25 protein-coding genes and 2 pseudogenes are annotated in these 21,565 nt (G+C 70.1%); 16 read left to right on the top strand and 11 right to left on the bottom strand.

Going from position 1 to position 21,565, the window contains the following annotated elements; all coding sequences use genetic code 11:
- Positions 1-384 (bottom strand): dihydrofolate reductase family protein (locus KIK05_RS34250; protein ID WP_308250228.1); only part of this gene is annotated, 384 nt, incomplete at its 3' end.
- 287 nt (positions 385-671) lie between these two features.
- A complete protein-coding gene (locus KIK05_RS34255) occupies positions 672-1,637 on the bottom strand; it encodes an NADP-dependent oxidoreductase (RefSeq protein ID WP_250563936.1) in 966 nt (321 codons plus the stop codon).
- Between the two features lie 127 nt (positions 1,638-1,764).
- Here KIK05_RS34255 and KIK05_RS34260 point away from each other — a divergent pair, with 127 nt between their 5' ends.
- On the top strand, positions 1,765-2,742 hold the full coding sequence (locus KIK05_RS34260) for a GlxA family transcriptional regulator (RefSeq protein WP_214414996.1): 978 nt from the start codon (positions 1,765-1,767) through the stop codon (positions 2,740-2,742).
- 201 nt (positions 2,743-2,943) lie between these two features.
- On the opposite strand, the gene KIK05_RS34265 is transcribed toward KIK05_RS34260, so the two are convergent.
- Positions 2,944-3,783 (bottom strand): SDR family oxidoreductase, encoded by an 840-nt coding sequence (locus tag KIK05_RS34265; RefSeq protein WP_214414997.1) that lies wholly within the window; start codon positions 3,781-3,783, stop codon positions 2,944-2,946.
- Positions 3,784-4,141: 358 nt separating this feature from the next.
- Between KIK05_RS34265 and KIK05_RS34270 the strand changes: the two genes are divergently transcribed.
- From KIK05_RS34270 to KIK05_RS34290, 6 genes are all read left to right on the top strand, one after another.
- Positions 4,142-4,582 carry a nuclear transport factor 2 family protein gene (locus tag KIK05_RS34270; RefSeq protein ID WP_214414998.1) on the top strand — a complete coding sequence of 147 codons (441 nt, stop codon included), beginning with the start codon at positions 4,142-4,144 and terminating at the stop codon, positions 4,580-4,582.
- Positions 4,583-4,613: 31 nt separating this feature from the next.
- Positions 4,614-5,159 carry a YceI family protein gene (locus KIK05_RS34275; RefSeq protein WP_214414999.1) on the top strand — a complete coding sequence of 182 codons (546 nt, stop codon included), beginning with the start codon at positions 4,614-4,616 and terminating at the stop codon, positions 5,157-5,159.
- 170 nt (positions 5,160-5,329) lie between these two features.
- The gene (locus tag KIK05_RS34280; RefSeq protein WP_214415000.1) at positions 5,330-6,319 is read left to right on the top strand and encodes an alpha/beta fold hydrolase; all 990 of its coding nucleotides are present in this window, start codon (positions 5,330-5,332) and stop codon (positions 6,317-6,319) included.
- Between the two features lie 69 nt (positions 6,320-6,388).
- Positions 6,389-6,673 (top strand): RNA polymerase sigma factor, encoded by a 285-nt coding sequence (locus tag KIK05_RS47435; RefSeq protein WP_250563937.1) that lies wholly within the window; start codon positions 6,389-6,391, stop codon positions 6,671-6,673.
- Positions 6,636-6,989 carry an RNA polymerase sigma factor gene (locus tag KIK05_RS47440; RefSeq protein WP_308250219.1) on the top strand — a complete coding sequence of 118 codons (354 nt, stop codon included), beginning with the start codon at positions 6,636-6,638 and terminating at the stop codon, positions 6,987-6,989. The genes KIK05_RS47435 and KIK05_RS47440 overlap by 38 nt, the downstream gene beginning before the upstream one ends.
- The gene (locus tag KIK05_RS34290; RefSeq protein ID WP_214415001.1) at positions 6,986-7,798 is read left to right on the top strand and encodes a hypothetical protein; all 813 of its coding nucleotides are present in this window, start codon (positions 6,986-6,988) and stop codon (positions 7,796-7,798) included. The genes KIK05_RS47440 and KIK05_RS34290 overlap by 4 nt, the downstream gene beginning before the upstream one ends.
- Positions 7,799-7,955: 157 nt before the next feature.
- Here KIK05_RS34290 and KIK05_RS34295 read toward each other — a convergent pair whose 3' ends face one another.
- Complete coding sequence (locus tag KIK05_RS34295; protein WP_214415002.1) at positions 7,956-8,774, bottom strand: MBL fold metallo-hydrolase; 819 nt, start codon at positions 8,772-8,774, stop codon at positions 7,956-7,958.
- Positions 8,775-8,889: 115 nt separating this feature from the next.
- Here KIK05_RS34295 and KIK05_RS34300 point away from each other — a divergent pair, with 115 nt between their 5' ends.
- Positions 8,890-9,498, top strand: a complete 609-nt coding sequence (locus KIK05_RS34300; protein WP_214415003.1) for a helix-turn-helix domain-containing protein — start codon at positions 8,890-8,892, stop codon at positions 9,496-9,498.
- A 26-nt stretch (positions 9,499-9,524) separates the two neighbouring features.
- Here the strand turns inward: KIK05_RS34300 and KIK05_RS34305 are convergent, their stop codons facing one another.
- Entirely contained in the window at positions 9,525-10,169 is a 645-nt protein-coding gene (locus KIK05_RS34305) for a lantibiotic dehydratase C-terminal domain-containing protein (protein ID WP_214415004.1), read from the bottom strand.
- 272 nt (positions 10,170-10,441) lie between these two features.
- On the opposite strand from KIK05_RS34305, the gene KIK05_RS34310 reads away from it, so the two are divergent.
- The gene (locus KIK05_RS34310; RefSeq protein WP_214415005.1) at positions 10,442-10,882 is read left to right on the top strand and encodes a GNAT family N-acetyltransferase; all 441 of its coding nucleotides are present in this window, start codon (positions 10,442-10,444) and stop codon (positions 10,880-10,882) included.
- Positions 10,883-10,928: 46 nt separating this feature from the next.
- Here KIK05_RS34310 and KIK05_RS47445 read toward each other — a convergent pair whose 3' ends face one another.
- Together KIK05_RS47445 and KIK05_RS49525 are read right to left on the bottom strand one after the other, a co-directional pair.
- Complete coding sequence (locus tag KIK05_RS47445) at positions 10,929-11,186, bottom strand: hypothetical protein (RefSeq protein ID WP_250563939.1); 258 nt, start codon at positions 11,184-11,186, stop codon at positions 10,929-10,931.
- A gap of 46 nt (positions 11,187-11,232) precedes the next feature.
- Positions 11,233-11,742: pseudogene (locus tag KIK05_RS49525) on the bottom strand (class I SAM-dependent methyltransferase); the annotation flags it as partial.
- Between KIK05_RS49525 and KIK05_RS34320 the strand changes: the two are divergent.
- The 3 genes and pseudogenes from KIK05_RS34320 to KIK05_RS34330 all read left to right on the top strand — a co-directional run bounded on the left by KIK05_RS34320 (position 11,667) and on the right by KIK05_RS34330 (position 13,969).
- Entirely contained in the window at positions 11,667-12,545 is an 879-nt protein-coding gene (locus KIK05_RS34320; RefSeq protein WP_214415007.1) for a VOC family protein, read from the top strand. The pseudogene KIK05_RS49525 and the gene KIK05_RS34320 sit on opposite strands and share 76 nt — an antisense overlap.
- A gap of 121 nt (positions 12,546-12,666) precedes the next feature.
- Positions 12,667-12,756, top strand: a pseudogene (locus KIK05_RS48400) (carboxylesterase family protein); the annotation flags it as partial.
- A 202-nt stretch (positions 12,757-12,958) separates the two neighbouring features.
- The gene (locus tag KIK05_RS34330; protein ID WP_214415008.1) at positions 12,959-13,969 is read left to right on the top strand and encodes an Lrp/AsnC family transcriptional regulator; all 1,011 of its coding nucleotides are present in this window, start codon (positions 12,959-12,961) and stop codon (positions 13,967-13,969) included.
- A 19-nt stretch (positions 13,970-13,988) separates the two neighbouring features.
- Here KIK05_RS34330 and KIK05_RS47450 read toward each other — a convergent pair whose 3' ends face one another.
- Positions 13,989-14,237: an alpha/beta hydrolase gene (locus KIK05_RS47450; RefSeq protein ID WP_250563940.1), complete on the bottom strand. Its 249-nt coding sequence runs from the start codon at positions 14,235-14,237 to the stop codon at positions 13,989-13,991.
- Positions 14,234-14,839, bottom strand: coding sequence for a TetR/AcrR family transcriptional regulator (locus KIK05_RS34340; protein WP_214415009.1), 606 nt, complete (start codon positions 14,837-14,839; stop codon positions 14,234-14,236). Before KIK05_RS34340 ends, KIK05_RS47450 begins: the two co-directional genes overlap by 4 nt.
- Before the next feature lie 75 nt (positions 14,840-14,914).
- Between KIK05_RS34340 and KIK05_RS34345 the strand changes: the two genes are divergently transcribed.
- From KIK05_RS34345 to KIK05_RS34355, 3 genes are all read left to right on the top strand, one after another.
- The gene (locus KIK05_RS34345) at positions 14,915-15,892 is read left to right on the top strand and encodes an alpha/beta hydrolase (protein WP_214415010.1); all 978 of its coding nucleotides are present in this window, start codon (positions 14,915-14,917) and stop codon (positions 15,890-15,892) included.
- A 50-nt stretch (positions 15,893-15,942) separates the two neighbouring features.
- On the top strand, positions 15,943-16,686 hold the full coding sequence (locus tag KIK05_RS34350; protein WP_214415011.1) for a hemerythrin domain-containing protein: 744 nt from the start codon (positions 15,943-15,945) through the stop codon (positions 16,684-16,686).
- 268 nt (positions 16,687-16,954) lie between these two features.
- Positions 16,955-17,758 (top strand): alpha/beta fold hydrolase, encoded by an 804-nt coding sequence (locus tag KIK05_RS34355; protein WP_214415012.1) that lies wholly within the window; start codon positions 16,955-16,957, stop codon positions 17,756-17,758.
- 319 nt (positions 17,759-18,077) lie between these two features.
- Here the strand turns inward: KIK05_RS34355 and KIK05_RS34360 are convergent, their stop codons facing one another.
- A complete protein-coding gene (locus KIK05_RS34360; protein ID WP_214415013.1) occupies positions 18,078-18,650 on the bottom strand; it encodes a TetR/AcrR family transcriptional regulator in 573 nt (190 codons plus the stop codon).
- 74 nt (positions 18,651-18,724) lie between these two features.
- Between KIK05_RS34360 and KIK05_RS34365 the strand changes: the two genes are divergently transcribed.
- Positions 18,725-20,143 carry an MFS transporter gene (locus tag KIK05_RS34365; RefSeq protein WP_214415014.1) on the top strand — a complete coding sequence of 473 codons (1,419 nt, stop codon included), beginning with the start codon at positions 18,725-18,727 and terminating at the stop codon, positions 20,141-20,143.
- A gap of 127 nt (positions 20,144-20,270) precedes the next feature.
- Here KIK05_RS34365 and KIK05_RS34370 read toward each other — a convergent pair whose 3' ends face one another.
- Positions 20,271-21,512 (bottom strand): coiled-coil domain-containing protein, encoded by a 1,242-nt coding sequence (locus KIK05_RS34370; RefSeq protein ID WP_250563941.1) that lies wholly within the window; start codon positions 21,510-21,512, stop codon positions 20,271-20,273.
- Between the last annotated feature and the right edge of the window lie 53 nt (positions 21,513-21,565).

Raw genomic sequence — 21,565 nt, forward strand, 5'->3', positions numbered from 1 at the left:
ATTCAGCCGAACCCAAGGGCTGAAACCATCCATGATGCGTGAAGACCTCTCGGTTCGGCCTGATGAACCTTCAGTTCGCGTGAACTCTGAGAGATCAGCGGGTGCCACCGGAATACGGCGGAAACGGGTCGGAACGGCGGGCGTCGTGACGCCCTGCTTGAACGATCGCTGCTCGAGCAGGTCGAGCTCGATCGGCACGTCGTAGTCGTCGGACAGCGGCCTGCCGAAGCCGAGGATCGCGGGATGGGTGAAGAGCGGCAGCTCGTCGAGAAGCCCCGCCCGGAGCAGCTGCGTCGCGAGCGCCGCGCCGCCCACACTGATGCTGCCGTCGGTTCCGGCCCGCAGGGCGGCGAGCTGCTCGATCGTGTCGTCTCCGCCGATGATCCGCGCGCGATGAGGGCCCGGCGTTCGTCGAGGAGCTCATGGACGAGCTTCGCGTCCGCCACCTCGGCGCCCCGCCGAAGCCGCACAACGGTCCAGGCCCGTTCGAGCGCCTCGACGCCGCGGCTGCTGAGCAAGAACACGTCGATCAACGGTGACGGAACGGCCCCCCGCCCTACCTTCCTGGGCTCAGGCCCGCACCGCCGCCCAGGGCGCGCGGAGCCCCTCGGATGCGGGCGGCCAGGGAGGAGTGCGGGGCGTGACGTACGGAGATAGGCGAGGCCGGCCGGTCACGACGTGACGGAGAGAACGATCTTTCCCGTAGTGTGGCCGGCCTCGCCCAATGTGTGGGCGGCGGCGGCGTCCTCCAGCGGGAAGACCGCGTCGGCGATCACCCGCAGGCGGCCGTCCTCGACCAGCTTGGCGATCTCGCGCAGGCCCTGCTGGTCGGGCTCGACGAGCATGAACCCCGCCCATACCCCGGCCGCCTCGGCCTCCTTGTAGGGGAAGGTGTCGTCCGGAGGCAGCAGCGAGACCAGCTTTCCGCCTGGTCGCAGGGTGCGCAGGGAGTCGGCCCAGCCGGCGCCGCCGATCGTGTCCAGGACGACGTCGGCGTCGCGGATGGTCTCGGCGAAGTTCTGGGTGCGGTAGTCGATCAGTTCGTCCGCGCCCAGGGAGCGCAGCAGGTCGTGCTTGGCGGCGCTGGCGGTGCCGATCACATGGGCGCCGCGGGCCTTGGCGATCTGAACGGCCAGGTGGCCGACGCCGCCCGCGGCAGCGTGGATGAGGACGCGCTGACCGGGCCGGACCCTGGCGGTGTCGACGAGGGCCTGCCAGGCGGTGAGCGAGGCCAACGGCAGGGCGCCCGCCTCGATGTGGGTGAGGCCCCGGGGGCGGGGGGCGAAATGGCGGGCCGGGGCGACGACGTACTCGGCGTAGGCGCCGGCCGGGTGCGGGAAGCACGGCATCCCGAAGACCTCGTCGCCCGGCTGGAAGAGAGTCACACCTTCGCCGGTCTCCTCGACCACCCCGGAGACGTCGAATCCCAAGGTGAAGGGAAGCTGCGTCCCGTCGGGGAACACCCCCCGCTCCCGGGTCTTCCAGTCGGCCGGATTCACGCCGGCCGCGTGCACCTGGACCAGGATCTCGCCCCGGCCCGGCTCCGGTCGCCTGGTCTCGATGACCTTGAGGACGTCGGGGGCTCCGGCGATCTCTTGGGAGACGGCACGCATGGTGAGGGCGCTGGTCTGGGACATGATGACGTTCTCCTTCTGGGTGCTTTTCCAGCGGTTTGCGCCGGTTCTCTCGGGCGCGTCACAAGACTGCCGGGGCCCAAGGGTCCCCAGTAGCGGCGTGATGGCCACCTCCTGAAAAGATCTGGCCATGCACCACGTTGGCGTTCTGGCACTGGACGGCGTCGTCCCCTTCGAGCTCGGAATCCCCGCCCGCATCTTCGGTGCCGCCCGCGACCGGGCGGGCAACCAGCTCTACTCCGTGACCACGTGCAGCCTCGACGGTGGCCCGGTACGGGCCGAGGCCGACTACGGCCTCACCGTCACCCATGACGCCTCCTTGCTGGCCGGCGTCGACACGGTCGTCATCCCGCCCTCCCACGCCCTCGGGCCCATCCGCGAGGAGGGCCGCCTGCCCGCCGCCTTGCGCGACGCCCTGGCCGCCATCCGCCCCGGCACTCGGATCGTGGGCATCTGCACCGCCACGTACGTCCTGGCCGCCGCGGGGCTCCTCGACCACCGTCGCGCCACCACGCACTGGCGCGAAGCGGAGCGCCTGCAGCGGATGTTCACCACCACCCGCATCGACCCCGACGTGCTGTTCGTCGACGACGGCGACATCCTCACCTCCGCCGGCGTCGCCGCCGGGATCGACCTATGCCTGCACCTTGTCCGCCGCGACCACGGCAGCCGGATCGCCAACGACGTGGCCCGCTCCTGCGTGGTGCCGCCCTGGCGAGACGGCGGACAGGCCCAGTACATACAGCGCCCCGTCCCCGACCCGACGGCCACCGGCACCGCCCCCACCCAGGCATGGGTCATGGAACGACTCACCGAACCCCTCACCCTGGCCGACCTCGCCGCCCACGCCAACATGAGCGTGCGCACCTTCACGCGCCGCTTCCGCGACGAGACCGGCACCACTCCCAGCCAATGGCTGATCCGCCAGCGCGTCGACCTGGCGCGCCACTATCTGGAGACCACCGACTGGCCCGTCGACCTCGTCGCCCACCGTGCCGGGTTCGGCACCGGCGTCTCCCTGCGCCGGCACCTCCACGCCGCTATCGGCGTCACCCCCCAGGCGTACCGCCGCACCTTCCGCCCCGCCACCACGGCCGCAGCCGGCTGAACGGCGAGTGGCGGGTCAGGTGGCGTGCTGCTGCATCCCGCAGCACGACCCGCACGCAGGAGTCTCCCACGACAGACGGATGATCACGTTCCGGATCCCCGGCTCATCCTCGGACAACATGACGCCGCCCTGGCCCTTGCTGTCACGGCGTGCCGTTCTGCCCCGGATGCGCCCCCTGTGGCGCATCCGGGGCGGTCGCCGTCAGGCCAGTGCCGGGTCGAAGGCCGCCGCGCGGTGGGCGGCCCACTGGGCGTAGGTGAACGCCGGTCGCCCGGTGACCTCCTCGACCGCGGGTGAGATCTCGGCGGTCCTGCCGTCCCTGGCGGCGAATCCATCGATGAGCTCGTCGGCCACCGGCGCGGGCATGCCATGGCGCAGCAGCTGCTCCCGGAACTGCTCCCGGGGTACCTCCTCGAACCGCAACGGCCGCCCGATGGTCTCCCCGATGATCCGCACGCGCTCGACCTGGGTCAGCGACTGCGGCCCGGTGAGCAGGTATGCCTCCCCGGCACGCTCGTCGAGCAGGGCGCGTACGGCCACCGCGGCGATGTCGCGCGGATCGACCGGGGCCAGTGCGGCATCGCCGTACACCCCGTGGACGACCCCGCCGTTGATGATCTGGGGCGCCCAGGAGAGGTCGTTCGTCATGAACGCGTCGGGACGCACGAAGGTCCACGGCAGCCCGGACGCTTCGACGGCCCGCTCGAGCCGCAGGTGCTGTTCGCCGATCAACCCCGGTGTGGAGTACGTGACGGACGAGGACGACAGCAGCACGACATGCTGCAGGCCGGCTTGCCGTGCCGCGTCGAGGAATCCGTCGACCCCGGTGAAGACGGGGAACAGGAATGCCCGTTCGATGCCGGACAGCGCCTCCGGCAGGGTTTCCGGCCGGGTGAGGTCGCCCGGCACGACCTCGACGCCGTCCGGGAATGAGCGATCGCTGGGGTTACGGGTCATGACGCGTACCTTCTCGCCCGCGTCGAGCAGTTGGCGGACGACGTTGGCGCCGACGTTTCCGGTGCTACCGGTGACCAGAATCATGGTGGAGATTTCCTTCTCTTCTTTCCTTTGGTGGCAGAGCGGTCCAAGGGCCGGTGCCACAGGCCCGGATCGAGCCGGCCGTCCCCGGGCCCGGATGGGGTGGTCATGGTGCCCCGACCTTCCTTGGTGCGTCTGCTCTCGAGAGATTGACGAGGCAGGCCTGTGGGATGTGAGGCCGGCGCCTCGCCTCACATTCCACGGTGCTGTGTCGTCGTCCTGCTGAAGGCGAACAGCATCCAGCTAGCAGGAACGCTCGATCGACACCATGACCGGCATCACCTCACCGGCCCCACGCCGTGGGCTGCCACCACCGTCCCGCAGACAGCCTGCGTGGCCGACATCGATGAGACGGACACCCATGACCGATATTCAAGCCATCGTTGACCGCGTCGAGATCGAGGCGCTGCGCGGCGAGTTCACCGACGCGGGGATGATGCGCGACCACGACCGCTTCGCGTCGCTGTTCACCCAGGACGGCGCGTGGCGGATGCCCCACATCGGCGTCGAGTTCGTCAGCAGAGAGGAGATCCGCGCCGCGATCGAGCGGCTGCAGGGCCTCTGGGAGTACTTCGTGCAAACGGTGCACCCAGGCACGATCCAGCTGGACGGCGACACCGCAGCCGGCCGTACCTACATCGCGGAGTTCGGACGCATGCGCGACGGCCGCTCGCACCTGAACTACGCCCTCTACCACGACCGCTACCAGCGCACCCCGGACGGCTGGAGGTTCGCCGAGCGCGTCTATGAGGTCAAATACCTCGACTCCACTCCCCTGGCCGGATCCGCGCCGCAGGACTGACCACCTCATTTCCCTTCAGGAGTGACCAAGCATGTCAACCACGACCAGGCTTAGCGAGCTGACCGGCGATTACGTCCTCGACACCGCCCGCACGCGAATCGGGTTCGTCGCCCGGCACACGATGGCCACCAGAGTGCGCGGACAGTTCGACGAGTTCGAGGGCGGCGCGTACCTGGACGGCGACGACCCGTCGAAGTCCCGCGTCCGGCTCACCGTCCAGGCCAAGAGCATCCAGACGCGCAATCGGCAGCGCGACGACTACCTGCGCCGCACGTTCTTGAACGTGGACGACCACCCGGCCCTCATCTTCACCTCGACCAAGGTGGAACAGACCGGTGGAACCGGCTTCGAGGTCACCGGTGACCTCACCATGCGCGGCGTGACCAAGCCGGTGACCGTGAACTTCGAGCTGACCGGCGTCGAGAACGACCCGCGCGGCGAGCTCCGGGTCGCCTTCAAGGGGGGCATCACGATCAACCGCAACCACTGGGGCGTGAACTGGAACGCCGCGACCAAGGCCATGGTCAGCCCCAACGTGGTGCTGGAGCTAGACGTGGCCGCGATCCGGCGGTCCTGAGACGCTCAGCCGTTCCTGCGGCTCGCCATTCCCCTGCTTGATCGCCGCCCGTGTCCGGCCCGGACGGGAGCGCTTCCCCGCCCGGGCCGGGCCGCGCATCACCGTCAATCACCCGCCTCCCCCGGAGGTGAGGTGCGTACCCGTACAGCCACGACAAGGAGACGGAAGGTATGGCACAGGAGAGTGACCAGCGGTCCAGGCCGGGAAGGCGCTGGGTCCGCCGGACGCTGACGACCCTGGTGACGTTGCTGGCTCTCGCCGTCACCGCCACGTCGCTGATCGCGTATGTGTGGCAACCTGCAGAAACACGCGGCTCGCGCGCCTCCCCGCTGAGCCAGTCGCGTTATGTCGACACCGCCGTCGCCCGTTTCCACTACACCAGGACCGGCGACGGGCCCCCCGTCGTCCTGCTTCCCGGTGGCACGCTGTGGATCCACACCTACCGCGACGTCATCCCCGCACTCGCGGTCGACCACACCGTGTACGCGGTGGACCTGCCGGGCAACGGATACACGACCGTTCATGACGACGACTTCAGCTACGACCTTCCGGCGATGACCGGCGCGCTGCGGGAGTTCATGGACGCCGTGGGGCTTCCTCGTGCCTCCGTCGTCGCCCACTCGCTGAACGGTTCGGTCGCGCTGTCCTTCGCCTGGCAGGAACCGGAACGGGTGGACCGGCTCGTGCTGATGGCGCCATTGGCGCTCGACACCGATCTCAACCCGAACCTGCGGCTGATGCGCATCCCGATGATCGGGGAGGCGATGACCAAGCTGATCACTGAGGACCTGTACGTCTCCGGGCTCAAGGCGGCCTACGTCCATCGTGAGCGGCTCACCCCCGAAACCGCCCACGCCTACTGGGTGCCGCTCAGTCGCGCACAGAACCGCGAAGCGATGTGGAAGCAGGTCCGCAACCTCGACCTGTCGCTCGTCGACCGGCACCTGGGGCAGATCAGCGCGCCCACGCTGGTGCTGTGGGGCGAGCGAGACACCGTCGTCCCCCCGTGGCAGGCGAAGGTGCTCGGCTCCCGAATCCCCGGCTCTTCGGTGTACGTCGTTCCGGGCGCGGGGCACAACGTCCATGAAGACGATCCCGTCACGGTCGACGCCCACCTGACCGCCTTCCTGCATCCCACGCCCACGCGACGAATTGGGTGACCGGTGGAGGCGCAGGGGGCCCGATGACCTGATTTCGGCGGCACTGAAATCATCCAGTCCCTGCAGGACATGTGTGGGTGTCGGATACCCCTGGTCCTGTGGAGAGGAAGTGAGTTCGTGCGACCACCTGACACCAGGCGTCGCCGCTTCGAGGAGTTGTACCAGGCCAACCATGATCCGGTGCTCGGGTACGTGGTACGGAGGACGGCGAACGGCCATGATGCGGCGGACATCTTGGCCGAGACCTTCATGACCGCATGGCGGCGGCTGGACGACGTGCCTGCAGGCGTAGAAGGCGCGCCCATGGCTGTTCGGAGTGGCGCGCCGGGCCCTGGCGAATCATCACCGTGGTGAACGGCGGCACACGGCACTGACCGCCCGGCTGGCATCCGAGCTGAGCGCCGTCCAGCGGCAGCCGAGGGAGGAGCCGGCCGACATGGATGCCCTGGCGAAGGCATTCGCGGACCTGTCCGACGGCTACCGAGAAGTGCTGTCGCTTGCGGATTGGGAGGGCATGTCCATCGCCGAGATCGCGGTTGTGCTGGGCTGTTCGGCCAACGCCGTACGGATCCGCCTGCATCGGGCCCGTCGCCGCCTGGCCCGCGCTCTCTCGGTAGACCCTCCACGGCGTGCAGCGCGCACCCAGGTACCGGAAGGAGACTCCGCATGACCAAGATTTCGATCAGCCGTCTCAACCCCGTCACCGACGACGAGATCGCCGCGCTGGTGAGCACAGGGGCCAGGGACGAGCTGGCAGAGCACATCACGGCGGCCCTCCCGGAACCTGCACCCCGGTCTTGGTGGCGCCGGCGCCTGATCGTCGGCATTCCGCTCATGGGGGCGGCGACGGCCGCCGCAGTGGTCGCGTTCTCGTCCGGCTGGGTCGGGCCGCAGCGCGCCGAAGCGGCGGCCCTCTCCTTCCAGCGAGAGGGCGCATACCTCGTCGTCCGCGTGCAGGACCCGAACGCCGATCCCGAGCGTTACCGGGAGGAGTTCCGGCAGCGAGGAATGGACATCGACCTCAAGCTAACGCCCACCAGCCCGGACAAGGCCGGCAAGGTCCTGTTCATGGAGGACGGCGACGACCCGGCCGGCCGGCTCGAGGTGGTCGAGGGCTCGTGCGGGGAGCGCGCCTGCGCGGTGGCCGTCAAGGTGCCGGTCAGCTACCGGTCCCACGCCAGCATCGTCTTCGGCCGTGCGGCGGAGCAAGGGGAGATGTACGACACGGGTGAGGGCGACGAGCCAGGCGCGGGCATCGGCCTGCCCGGCATCGACAAGTACACCGTGGCGGAGGCGACCGCCATCCTCCGCGCGCGTGACGTGCCCATCGAGTACCGCTACGAATACAGAGGTTCCGACCGGCCGTATCCAGATGGGATCCCCGCCGACAAAGTCGATCCCCACTGGTACATCCACGACGGTCTGCGGGGCTCGGAGAACCAGGCCATTCTTTTCGTAGGCCCGGAACCCAAGGGTTGAGGCCGCCGCCGATATCGTCATCGATGCCCCAGTCCCGCGGGAGCTGTAGGCGGCCATGATGGACTGGCAGGTCGCCGATGCTGCCGCAGTCGCGGGCGGGGCCGGTGATCCGACCGTCCGGTCGTCTTCTCGGTTCCTGCCCGCGGTCTACGCTCGATCAGCCGATCGGTGGTGCGAGGTACTCCAGCGCGTAACCGTCGCCGGAGGCGGTTACGCGGGCGATGCCGGGTGAGTCGAGGTGGGCGCCGGCTACGAAGTGGTGTGGTCGGGTCAGTTGCTCGAGGAGAGCCGCTCGCGCGGCGCGGGCCTGGGACTGGTTGCCGTCGAGCTCCCAGGACACGTTCGGCTGATCGAATTGGAGCGTGGGAACGTGAACGGTGTCGCCCCAGGCGAGAAGGTGGCCGATGCCGCTCCTGACGTCGTAGATGGTGTGACCGGGTGTGTGGCCCGGTGTCGGGATCGCCGTGATCCAGTCGTTGATCGCGACCTTCTCCGACACGGGCACGACCCGGTCGCGGATCGGCTCGAGCCGTCCGGTGAACACCGAGGTGTCGCCCGCGCCGATCCACACACGCTCGAGTTCGGTGAACGCCTCTGAACCGTCCGGCGCGATCAGGCCGCTCACGTGGTCTTCGTGCCTGTGGGTGATGGCCACATCGGTGATATCCGCGCGGTCGATTCCCGCTTCGTCGAGCGCGTCGTAGATCAATCCCATGGTGGGGTCGTGCCAGTTGTCGGACGCGCCGGTGTCGATGAGCACCGATCGCGTGCCGTCGGTGACGAAGAAGGCGTTGACCGACAGCCGCAAGTTGTCGCCGGCCAGCGGGACGGCGGCCGGCAGCTCGTCGAGCGTGCACCCATCCTCGTCGCGGAGCCGTGTCGGCGGCATGTCGATGTACCCGTCTCGCAACGAGATCACCTGCAGATCACCGAATTCGAACGTGGCATGGTGCCGGCCACTCGAGATCAAACGCATGGAACCTCCGTCATGTCGGGCGCCCAGCGCGCCCGTCTTCGATAGAAGACTATGTCTTCTTTAGGAGAAACCATACACTGTGGGCGAGCGAGGTACTCATCGATCGAGGAGCACGGTGGTCGAGCAAGACGGGAACGCGGCCGAACTACAGCACGGTGACGACCTGGCCGGCGCGTTCGGCGGTAACGTGCGGCGACGCCGCGAGGAGGCGGGTCTGACGCTGGAGCAGCTGTCCACACGAGCGTCGGTCAGCCGGGCGATGCTGTCCAAGGTCGAACGCGGTGAGAAGAGCCCGACGATCGGCGTCGCGTCCAGGATCGCCCACGCGCTGGACGCGTCGCTCTCGGAGCTGGTCGGTGCGCCGGCTGCTGCCGCGTCTGGTGTGGCCATTGTCATGCGCAAGAACGATCGCCCCGTTTTCCGTGACCCGGAAACCGGCTTCGAGCGGCACATGGTGTCCGCGGCCCCGGGCGCGGGAGGAGCCGAGATGATCGTCCACTACCTCCCCGCGCAGGTCTCCACCGGGCTGCTGCCCGCGTATCCGCCGGGCACGGAGAAGCAGCTCGTGGTGCTCAAAGGCACCCTCACCGTCGCGATCGGCGGGATCAGCGAGACCTTGGACGCAGGCGACTCCCTGTTCTTCCAGGCCGACGCGGACCACGGCTTCGCCAACCGGACGAACGCTCCCTGCGAATACATCATGTTCATCTCGCGCAGAACCTGATCGGCCGCACCAGAGTGCGCGCGAGGTCATCCCCGCGCCGTTGCGGTGTATCCGCGGGTGCCGAGTTCGTACAGGTCGGCGTACAGGCCGTCCAGGGTGAGCAGGTGCTGGTGGCTTCCCGTCTCGCGGACCCGGCCGCCTCGAGGACGACGACGAGATCGGCCGTGCGGACCGTCGCGAAGCGGTGGGACACCAGCACCGTGATCGGCGCGTCCCGGTCGCGGGGGGCAGCCGAGGCCTCCCGGTCGCCGCCGGCGACCGTGGCGTAGGGGGCGAACAGGGCGTGCTCGGACGCCGCGTCGCGGCTCGCGGTCGGCCCAGCCGGCCGCCCGGTGGACGCTGCGCATGGAGACCGGCCCGCCGAACAGGAACTCGTCCGGCTCGTAGGCGCCGCCGTGCCAGTCGGTCAGCAGGCCGTCCCGCCGCCAGTCCCCCGGGCGCCGGCGCAGCAGCTCGTCGAGGGCGTCGGCCCGGTCACCGTCCGTCTGGAACCGCACCCGAAGTCCTGGAGGCTTGTGCATGAAGAAGAACTCCGTGGCGTCCCCCGCCTCGGGCGCCTCCACGGCCGTGCCGCGCAGCTCGCCGTACAGGGGTGTGTGCCGCCCCCGCGCCGGGACCACCCCGTAGTGCACCCACGTGCCGAGAAGCCGCTGCGGGGTCGGTACCACCATGTCGTACCCGCCTCTGGGTTCATGCTCATGCCGCACACCCTTGAGGCGTTCCATCCAGTTACATCCGGGGACTGGATGGTTCACGCCTCGGCGGGCGCGAGGACTGCTCGCCACGGTGATGCCGCCGCCGCGCTTCCCCCCGGGCGCTGCGGGTGCCCGACCGTCTTGGCCCGCTGCTCAGCGTGTCGAGGCCGGTGGTCTGGCGCACTCTCCACTCAATAGGCTCGGATGCGTCGCTCTACGCCGAGAACATGAGGGAGCCCACATAATTGGTGATCATCAATCAGGAGACGTCGTTCGACGAGGCAGAGGTGTTCGAGCTCTACGACTCGGTCGGCTGGGCCCCGTGGACTCGCGACGTCGCCCGGGTGTGCCGGAGCCTGGCCAACTCGCACCTGGTCGTCACCGCCAGGGACGAGTCGGGACGACTGCTGGGCCTGGCACGGACGGTGTCCGATGACGAGATCGTCTGCTACGTGCAGGAACTGCTGGTCAACGCCCGACACCACGGCGAGGGCGTCGGTCGTCGGCTGCTGGAGCACCTCAAGGACCGGTACGCGCATTGCCGCTACTTCGTCCTCACCACCGACCACGAATCCACCTCGGAAGGCGCCGCCAACCACGCCTTCTACCGCCGCCTCGGTCTGATCGAGCACCACGAGCAGGGCTTGTCGGCCTTCGGCCTGCGGGTGCGCGACCCGCGGAGCCTCTAGCCGTATTGAGCCCTGGCCACCAGCCGCGGTCGCCGGCGCTGCGGGGTCACTCCCGATGGGCGACGTAGACGGAGATCGAGCCGGTGGCCGTGGGCACCATCTCGGCCTCGCGTACGTCGTGGAAGCCGGCCTCGGACATCAGGCCGGGAAGGGCGCCGTCGGCGTTGGGCTGGGTGTCCTCCTTGCCGTCCGCGAACTGCACGAACCGGAACGCCAGGCGCATCGGCCGCGTCCGCTGCAGCCCGCAGTCGGCGATCACCAGCTTCCCGCCCGGCCGCAGCACCGCCGACATGGACGCGAGCACCGCCCGTTTCACCGCGACCGGGCACTGGTGGAGCCAGCACGTCAGGATCGGGATCCAGGCCCACTATCCTGGCGTGCCGCTCCACACGGGCCAGCAACAGCGCCAGTGAGCCGGTGCCGCACCCCACGTCGAGGATCACCTCATCGGGGCGCGGCGCCACGTACATGGCGGCGAGAGCCCGCCACAGACGCTCGCGCGTCAGTGCGATCACGTGGTCGTAGAACCGGGTAGGGGCGAAGCGGCCCAGGGCGGGGGTGAAGGTGTTCTCGCTCATGCCCGCAGTCTCGACCGCGCGACGGAGCCCGGTCTTGAACGAACCGCTCGTCCTGGCCGGCGGTAATCCCGGGCGTGAGGAACGGTGAAGCCGGTGCCGCGCCGGCGGAGACGGATTCCGAACAGAGCCCGCGGCGCCATGTCGAATTCCGTCATCGGGACGTCGGTGGCTGGAATGCACTGGAGTGCGCCAGCAGCCTGTGAGCCATGAGCGAACGCGACATCGACCGGATCGACCACTCCGTCCTCTACACCACTGACATGGACGCCACCGCCACGACATACGAGGCACTCGGTTTCACTCTCACGCCGCTGTCCATGCACATGGGCTCCGATCGCCCCGGCGGCGAGCGCAAGCCGATGGGCGCCGGCAACCGGTGTGCGCTGTTCGGCCGAACCTATCTGGAACTGCTCGGCCTCTTCGGGGACGGCTCGGCCGATCCGTGGAACATCCGCCCCCTGATCGCCAAGTACGAGGGCCTGCACGGCTGTTCGTTCGGCTGCGGCGACGCCGAAGCCGTCGAGAAGCGGCTGCGCGAGGCGGGGCTGTCGTCGTCCGGAGTGCTGCCGTTGCAACGGGACGTGGAAACCCCCGACGGGACGGCGACGGCGCGGTTCCAGGCGATCCACCTCGACCGCGCGCTCACTCCCGAAGGCCTGATCCACATCGCGCGCCACCTGACGCCCGAGGTGATCCACCAGCCCCGCTACCTGGACCACGCCAACGGCGCCACCCACCTGCACAGTGTGCTGCTCGTCGTGGACGACGCCGACCTTACGGCCACCGTCGCCCGCTACGCCCGCACCCTGGACATCGAGCCGGTGACCGAGGGGCCCCGGCACGTCCTTTCCCTTCAGGTGGGCCGGATGGAGATCGTCCAGGTCTCCGCTTTCGACGAGGTCCTGCCTGGCGAACCGGTGCCCGCGCTGCCCTACCTGGCGGGACAGGCGGTGGCGGTCCGAGACGTCAGTGCGGCCCGCGCCCTCGTGGAAGGCAACGGATTCGCCGTCCGTGGGCTGCCGGACGGATTCTTCGTCGGGGCCGGTCAGGCCCGTGGTGCGGCGATCGCCTTCCTGAGGGCCTGACGGATGACCGGCCTCGTTCACGCGCCCGCCGGGGCACCGCGCGGCGTGCCCACGGCACGGTCACGGCGTATCGGGTATCCCGCACGGCAGCGCCGGGCGGTGACCGCCCCAGGACGAGGACTGCCTGTCCTTGAACGTCTGGACTCCGGGCGGTGCCCGGTTGCCGGTGCTGGTCTGGCTGCACGGCGGCGGCTTCCGGCATTCCCCTGCTGATCGGTACGACCTGCGACGAGGCCTGGGCGTTCTTGCCCGGCGCACCGGCCGAGGTGACCGCACGGCTGTTCGGCGAAGGCAGCCTGCACCTGGCCCGGCGGGCCCGTTCGGCCGTCGTCTTCCCGTTCGACCGGTCGCCACCTGGCAGCCCCTTCGGCGCCTGCCAGGCACTTCACCTGAGCACGAATACCCTGAAGTGGGTGAATTCCCTGATCCTGGACGAGCTCGACCGCTCGATCGTCCACGCACTGCACATCGACGGGCGTGCACCCTTCAGCCGCATCGCGTCGGTGCTGGGCGTGTCCGATCAGACGGTCGCCCGGCGCTACCGCAGACTTCGCTCCGCCGGATCGCTCAGAGTGATCGGCCTGCCGAACGCGCGGCCCCTGGGCTGGGTGGAATGGTTCGTCCGGGTCCAGGTGACACCCGACGCGGCGGTGCCCGTCGCCGACGCGCTGGCCCGCCGCCCGGACACCTCCTGGGTCTGCCTCACCTCCGGTGGCACGCAGATCGTCTGTGTCACCCGGGCGCGCAGTTCGCACGAACGCGACGCGCTACTGCTCGGACAACTACCCAGGACACCGCGAGTCACCGGCGTCACGGCGCACTGCCTGCTGCGCGTCTTCGCAGGCGGCCCGTCCGGCTGGCACGGCAGAGCCGACTCGCTCACCCCGGAGCAGGCCTGCGCCCTCGCCCCCGAACCACCCCAGCACCCGCAGCAGCGGGTGGTCCTGCAGGAAGGCGACGAGCAGATGCTGGCCATCCTGGCCCGGGACGGCCGCACGACCTATCCCGACATGGCCAAGGTGACCGGCTGGTCGGAGGTGACGGCCAAACGCAGACTGGCGCACCTGGTCCGGCGCGGCGCGCTCTTCTTCGACGTCGACATCGACCCGCTGCTGCTGGGATTCGAGACGCTCGCCATACTCTGGCTGACCGTCGACCCGGCCCGGATGCGCCGGACAGCCGAGGTGATCGCCGCGCGTCCCGAAGTCGCCTTCGCCGCCGCCACCACCGGCCCGACTAATCTGCTGGTCTTCGTCGCCTGCCACGACGTGGATTCCCTGTACGACTTCCTGGAAGACGGGATAGGCAACCTGCCGGGGATCCGCCAACTGGAGAGCGCACCCGTCATCCGCAGCAGCAAGCGTGTCGGCGCGGGTGACGGCGCGACGACACCCGTCGGCCGGCGTCCCGCTACGACACGATGACGGCCTGGCACCGGGCCGGTCATGCGGCGCCGAGCGAGATCCCTCCGTCCACGACGAGTTCGATGCCGGTGATGTACTCGGACCGGTCGTCGAGCCCGGTTTCGTTGAGCAACTGGAAGCGGATCGGCGGCCCCTGCCGGTCGCAGGCCCGCAACGCCACCTGCGCCGCGAGCCCAGCCAGATCGCGAGGACCCTGGGCATCGACCTCACCGAACCCACCGGGCTCGCACGGGCCGGACTCGCCCTCACCGCCTGGCGGCCACTTCACGACTGAGGCACCATCGGGACGCGTCCGGGTGGCCCGGCGTCGCCGGCGAAGTGCGGCAGGACCATCTCGGTCAGGGCGGTGACGTCGGCGTCGGCCATCGGCTCGCCGGTCATGCCCATCCGGTGGAGCAGGGTGCCGACGACGACGTCGATGAGGAACAGGATCCGGTTCTGCGGCTCACCGAGCGCGTCCTGGAGCGCGAGCCGGTAGGGGTCCTGCAGCCGCGCGGACAGGACCTGGCGCAGGGCCGGGTCGCTGACGGCGTCACTGAACACGCCGGCGAAGGCGTCGCCCACGCCGGGCTCGCCGATCTTCGCCGCGATCCAGCGGATGGCCGAGGAGATCAGCTCGGCTCTGCCGGTGCCCTCCAGCGGCACCGGGCCGAACGCGTCGAGGAGGCAGTCCACGATCAGTGCGCCCTTGGACGGCCAGCGACGGTAGATCGTCGTCTTGGCGACGCCGGCCGCGGCGGCGATGCGGTCGACGGTGGCACGCGCGTAGCCGAGTTCGTGGACCGTGCTCAGCGTCGCGGCGAAGACCACGGCGTTGACGCCGGTGCGCGGGCGGCCGGGAGGTCGGGCGGATGTGGGCGCTGGGGTCATGCCCCACACGATAGCCGGTTACGCTACTGTAGGTATCGATACCTCCGGTAGCGAAATAGTAGATCGAGGAGCGACATGAGCGAAGTCACCGGTAGGGAACGGCCGCCACTGGGCATCCGATTGCTGAGTGCTCTGGGAAAGGAACCGGACTGGCTGGCGATGACGGCCGAGGAACTGGTCGCCTTGCGTGAGGCGGAGAACCGCAAGCGAGCATCCCGTCTGGCACGGGTGATCACCGGGTTTCCGGACCGCGGCGCCGAGATCCAGTGGCAGGAGCTGGCGCTGCCCGGCCGCAGGCTCCCGGTCCGGGTGTACCGGCCCTCGGGCGAGCGCGCCGCCCTGCCGCTCGTGCTCCACGTGCACGGCGGCGGGTTCGTGGGCACGGCGGTACAGAGCGACTGGGTCAACAGCCACCTCGCCGCCCGGCTGCCCGCGGTCGTCGTCTCGGTCGAGCACCGCCTGCTCGACGCGCAGACCCCGCTGCCGGCCGCTGTCGACGACGGCTGGGACGTACTCCAGCATGTAGTGCGGCACCCCGCACCGTGGGGGATCGACCCGACACGGACGGCCGTCTTCGGCGAGAGCACCGGCTCGATGGTCACCGCCCTGGCCGCGATCCGGGCTCGAGAGTCCGGCCTGCTCCTGCGGGCGCAAGTGCTGGTCAACGCCGCCGTCGACCTGACCGAGACGATGTTCGAGCACGACTCGGTCACCCGGCACGCCCACAGCCCGACCCTCACCATGCCGCAGATGCGGTTGCTCCACCGGTTCGCCGTCCCGCCGGGGACCGATCCTCGTGAGCTGTCACCGCTGTATGCCGACGACCTGAGCGGGCTGGCCCCAGCGCTCGTGGTGGTTCCGACCATCGATCCGGTGGCCGACCACGGCCGCACCTACGCAGAACGGCTACTGGCGGCCGGGACGCCCGCCCGGCTCGTCGAGTACCCCGGAGCGACACACGCGTTCCTCAGCATGCCGGGCCTGGTGCCGCAGGCGAAGGCCGCGCGAGCGGAGATTTTCGAGTTCCTCCGCGGGACCCTCACCGGGCGATGAGCGGTTCAATACCGGAAACCATCCCATCTGTCGACGTAAGGAATGCCTCGATGACCGACCAGGCGCACGCCACCACCACTGCCGCTGCCGAGCACTCCCGGCTCACCGCCTTCGGCGACCATCTGATCGCCCTGCACGACGAACTCCGCCGCGACATCGCAGCCCTGCGCGAGGAGGCGTCACACCTGCCCGCCGACGGAGAGACCGCCGGCCCGCTCACCCTGCCCCAGCGGCTCCACAGCCACTGCCTGTCCTTCTGCGAGGCCCTGGACGCCCACCACACCACCGAGGATCGGACGGTCTTCCCCTTCCTGGCCCAGGAACACCCCGAACTGTCGGAGGTACTGGACCGCCTGACCTCCGACCACCGGGTCATGGCGACCCTCCTGACCGACCTTCGCGAGGTCGCCGCGACCCCCTCCGCCCCCGGCTTCCACGCGGACCTGGAACGCCTGTCGGTCGAACTCCTCACGCACCTCGACCGTGAGGAGCACTACCTCGTCCCGGTCCTCAACGCCGTGACACACTCCCCGACCACTGAGACGCCACTGGTCCGCCACGCACCCGCAGCCCTCGGCGGGCAGATCCCGCAGGCGGGGGCGGGATCTCGCGAGATGGGCGATGTGCGACTTTTCCGTGAACGGTCCATGCGGACAAGCGACGACGGCCCGGCAAAGTTCACCTGCGGGGCAGGAGCCCGACCACCGAGAGACCGACTCAAAGATCACGCAGAAACTCGAGGCCCAACCGCAACCGCACGGGTCAAGGCGGCATTCGACCGCGGGTCGGGATGAGGAGTACCCGACCGTGGATAATTTTGGACGCGCTCGATCAAGTGGCGAGGGGCCTGCCCGCCCCCACCGCCTGACCGTCCGACTTCCACTTGGCCGACCGGTGCTGCCGGTCGGCCAGACGTACCTGAATCACCCGAGCTTCCCGCCCGCCCGATGCGCTTCCTCGGTCACGCACCGCGACCATCGCCGCGGCTGCGTCACTCGCGCTCGCCATGCCAGGCCGCCTCCGCGGCCGGCGGCTTCCCAAGTAATCCAGAAAGGACCACAGATGGACATCGCTACCGGCACGGTGCACACCGAAGGCGCCGACATCGTCTACGACTATCAGGGCGACGGGCCCCTGCTGCTGTTGATCGCGGGCGGCGGCGGGCACGCCGCCCGGCACTACCGCCTGATGAACGTGCTGGCCGAGCGGTACACAGTTGTCACTTACGACCGCAGAGGCAACTCCCGCAGTGTCGTCGACACCGAAACCGACCTGGACATGGCCCAGCAGGCGCGGGACGCGGCCGCGGTCATCAAGGCCATGGGACACGACAAGGCCTTCGTGTTCGGCAACAGCGGCGGCGCGAACATCGCCCTGGAACTAGCCGCCGACCACCCGGAAATGATCACCGCCATGGTGGCGCACGAGGGACCCACCCTGCTCATCCTGCCCGACGCGGAGGCGTGTCTGGCGTGGGCCGAGCGGGTGCACAAGACCTACCTCACCGAGGGAGCCACAGCGGCCATGGAGGTATTCAACGAGTGCCTGGTCGGCTTCGACCCGCTCCCTCCCGCCGGCGCCATGCAGAACGCGGACTTCTTCATGGCCAGGGAGTTCCTGCCGATCAGCACCTATCGGCCGGACTTCGACGCCATCCGCGGCAACCGTGTACCGCTGGCCACGGCGGCCGGACACGACAGCGCGGACGCCTACTACGCCCGAACCGCCCGCCTCCATGCGGACCTTCTCGGCTGCGAGTACGCCGAGTTCCCCGGAAACCATCTTGCCTTCATCTTCGACCCACCGGCCTTCGCCACCGCCCTCACCGATCTCCTGCACAAATTGGCGGGCGACCGGACCGAGTAGCCTCTCCCGCCGAATGCCCGTCGGCTCCACATGAGCCCTCGGACCGTTTCATGACGGCGGCCCGGGACGAGGCTCCACGCTCCCCCGCTGCCACCTTCGGCCTGCGCGGGCTTCCCGGGGACCGTTCATGACGACTGCGTCCCACTGCATATCGGCCCGGTGCCCAACCGTCCTGGTCACGATCACTCGCCTCGAGTACTCCATGGTTCCCCGTGCCATCGCTGTGCCCTGGCCACCCGATGCGCATCCAGCACCGGCATGTCCGCGGAAATCTCCCACGAAATCGACGGCGTCGTGCAAGGCGGCGCTGGAGTAGGTCTCAGCCGCGTGCAGCGTAGCGTTCGATGGCGGTGATGAACAGGTCCTCGGCCAGGGCGTAGAGGTGGTCGATCTCCTGCGGGGCGGCGGTGAAGCGGCCTCCCGCCTCGGAGGCGGCCAGGCCCATGCCGACCGTGTCCAGCAGGCGCTGGAGCGGGCGGACGATCTCCTCCGGCACGCCGGCGTCCCGCAGCATCGCTTGGACGGCGTGGCGCGGGCGCCGGGCTTCGGGTGTGACCGTCGGGCGTGTGAACAGCAGCAGGAACAGTTCCGGGTGGCGCCGTGCCACCTGGCGGACGCCCACGCCGAACGCGCGCAGCCGGTCCTGCCAGGGCAAGGCGGGATCGTCGTCCGGCATCTCCCGCAGGAGCCGTTCCACGAGGCCGTCCAGGAGCCCCTGCTTGTCACCGACGTATCGGTAGAGCGCCATCGGGGTGACGCCGAGCCGGTCGGCGACCGCACGCATGCTGACCGCGTGCAGGCCGCGCTCTTCGGCGAGTTCGAGGGTGGCGTCGAGCACCTCGTCACGGGTCAGCCCGCGGGTGCCGCGACCGCGCGGGGCCGGGGTCTTCACGGACCACAGTCTAACCGTTAATCTACGCCGTATATCTACACCGTATATTAACGTGCCGATCAAGGAGGCCGGAGTTGCCGAGCCCTGCCGTCCGCCGTCCCGGCTGGACCCTCGCCATGGCGGCGACCGCCGGCTACCTGCTCGTCCTGGACCTCACCGGGGTGAACGTCGCCCTGCCCGCCATGCAGCGCGATCTCGGTGCGGGGCTGGGCGAGGTGCAGTGGGTCGTCGACGCCTATGCCCTGACACTGGCCGTCCTGCTGCTGACCGCGGGCGCGCTGGCCGACCGGGTGGGGCGCCGCAGCCTCTTCCTGGCCGGCCTCGCCGCCTTCACGGCCGCGTCCCTGGCGTGCGCCCTGGCGCCTGGCGCGCTCGCGCTGGACCTCGTCCGCGCCGCGCAAGGCTGCGGGGCAGCGGTCCTGTACGGGACCGCCTCACCTCTTCTGGCGGCCGCCTACCCATCGGGCCGCCAGCGCGACCGCGCCCTCGGCACGTTCGCGGCGGCCTCGGGCGCGGCCATCGCCACGGGCCCGCTGCTCGGCGGGACGCTCACCGAGATGTTCGGCTGGCGTGCGATCTTCTTCATCAACGTGCCGGTGGGCACGCTCGCCCTCGTCGTCGCCCCGCGGGTGCTGGCCGAGTCCCGTGATGCCCGGCGCCGCCCCCTGGACCCGGTCGCGACGGCCTGCCTGACCGCCGGACTCGGAGGCGTCATGTGGGCACTGATCGAAGGACCGCGCATCGGCTGGACGGCGCCCGAGACGATCATCTGCATCGCCGCGGCCACGGCGGCCACGGCCGTCCTGGCACTGCGCCGCATCCCGGACCCCATGATCGACCTGTCGCTGTTGCGCGACCGGCTGTATGCGGCGAACACCGTCGCCGCGTTGGCCTTCCACGCCGCCGGCGCCGGCGCCCTGGCCTACTTCTCGCTGTACGTCCAGGGACCCATGGGCGCCCGCCCCGGCGAGGCGGGCCTGTGGTTCCTCACCTTCAGCGTTCCCGCCCTGGCCGCACCGGTGCTGCTCGGACGGATCATGCACCGGCTCCCCTCCGCCCTGCTGGTCGCGGCCGGACCCGCGCTGGCCGCTGTCTCCTCGCTGTTGCTGGCCGCCACCTACCGGCTCCACTCCTGGCCCGCGATGGTGCCCGGATTCGTGGCCGGCGGGACGAGCATCGGGATCGGCAACCTTGTCACCGGTCGAACGGCGCTGGCGTCGGCGCCCGCCGAACGCGCAGGCGTGGCGGCGGGCATCGCCAACACGGCCAAGCAGATCGGGATCGCCGTGGGCGTGGCCGTCCTCGGCGTCCCCTACCAGCTGGGCGGCCTGGGCACGATGCTCCTCACGGCCGCGGCCGTCGGCGTCCTCGGCGCGCTCCCGGCACTCCACTTCGTGATCACGCGTTCACGGCGCCAGGGCGGTTCTTCAAGGGCTGCGGTGCCGGCCGAGCGGCCCCCACATCAGGACTCGGAGCACCCCACGCTTTTGTAGGCGACTCCGGATGTGGATCGGCAGTCACCCAAGCGAACGAACGTTGCCGCTTCTCGCGGTCACGACCGCCGCCGCACAAGGTCAATCCAGCGCTGCGCCGGTGGTCTGCGCCATACGAGGACGGGGCCTAACTGGGGGGAGTTTCCCGGGCGGCGGCGCGTAGTTCGGCGGTCACGGCCCGTTCCCGCAGGCCGGCCGACTCGGCGCGAAGAGCCTCCACCTGCGCCCGCAGGTCCGCGACCCGGGCGCGTTCGACTTCCAGCAGGGCCGCCACCCGGTCGCGTTCGGCCAGCGCGGCCCGCTGGACCTGTGCCGACTCGGCGCTGACCGACGCCACCTTTTCTTCCGCCTCCCGTACCCGGGCCGCCGACTCGCGTTCAACGGTCGCGGCCCGTGAGGCGGCCTGCTCGGCGTCGGCCTGTGCGCGTGCGGCCTCGGCCGCCGCCTGCGCCCGCGCCTCCTCTGCCGTCTCGGCGCGGGCCTGGGCCCTGCCCCGTTCGGCCTCGGCCGCCTGGGCGCGGGCGATGGCCGCGGCCGCCGCTTGCTCGGCCTCGATCCTGGCCCGCCGGGCCAGTTCGGCGTCGGTGCGGGCCGCGTCGCGTTCGGCGGACGACCGCTCGGCGAGTTTCTGTGCCGTCAGCGCGTCCTCACGCGCCTGGGCGGCCTCGGTGGTGGCGGTTTCGACGCGTTCGTTCATCTCGCGTACCGCCTGGTCGCGGGCCGCCTCCGCCCGCGCCGCCCGCCTGGTGGCTTCCTCGGCCGCCTGCTTGGCCAGCCGTTCGGTGGTGGCGGCCTCGCGCAGGGCGGCCAGTGCCTGCTCTCGCGCGGTCTCGGCGTCGGCCAGCGCGGTGTCGCGTTCGGCGAGGGCTTCGCGTACCTGCTCGCGCATGTTCTCGCGTTCGCGGCGGGCGTGCTCGGTGGCCTCGCGTGCCAGCCGTACCTGCTCGAACGCCTGCTCCCGCTCGGTGCGGGCGATGGCGACGCGGGTGTGCGCCTCAGCCTGCACGGCGCTGAGCTTGGCCTCGATGCCCGCGGGGCTCAGTTCCTGGGCCAGGACGTCGGCCAGCGGGGCGATCGCGGCGGCCAGCCCCTTCTCCATGCGGTCGTACAGCTCTTCGGCTCGGGCCAGCGCGCCTTCCAGCCCGGGGGTGGCGCGGCGCAGCTCGCGTTCCCTCTTGGCCGCGGCCTGGCAGTCACTCTGCGGGCAGTACTCCTTGGGCCGTCCACGCCCGCCACGCCGCTCGATCGCGGCCCCGCAGTGCTTGCAGGCGGTCACCCTGCCCCCTCCCGCTCCCCCGGCTCCCGCGCCGCCGGACTCCTCGGCGCCACCCGCGGCGCTCTCCTCGCGCTCACCGATCACCTCAGCCATGATCGCGATCTTAGCATTTTTTATTTTCCAGAAATTGAAATCCAGAAACAGCG

The sequence above is a fragment of the Sphaerisporangium fuscum genome (genome assembly GCF_018531465.1).
GTDB classification, from domain to species: Bacteria; Actinomycetota; Actinomycetes; order Streptosporangiales; family Streptosporangiaceae; genus Sphaerisporangium; species Sphaerisporangium fuscum.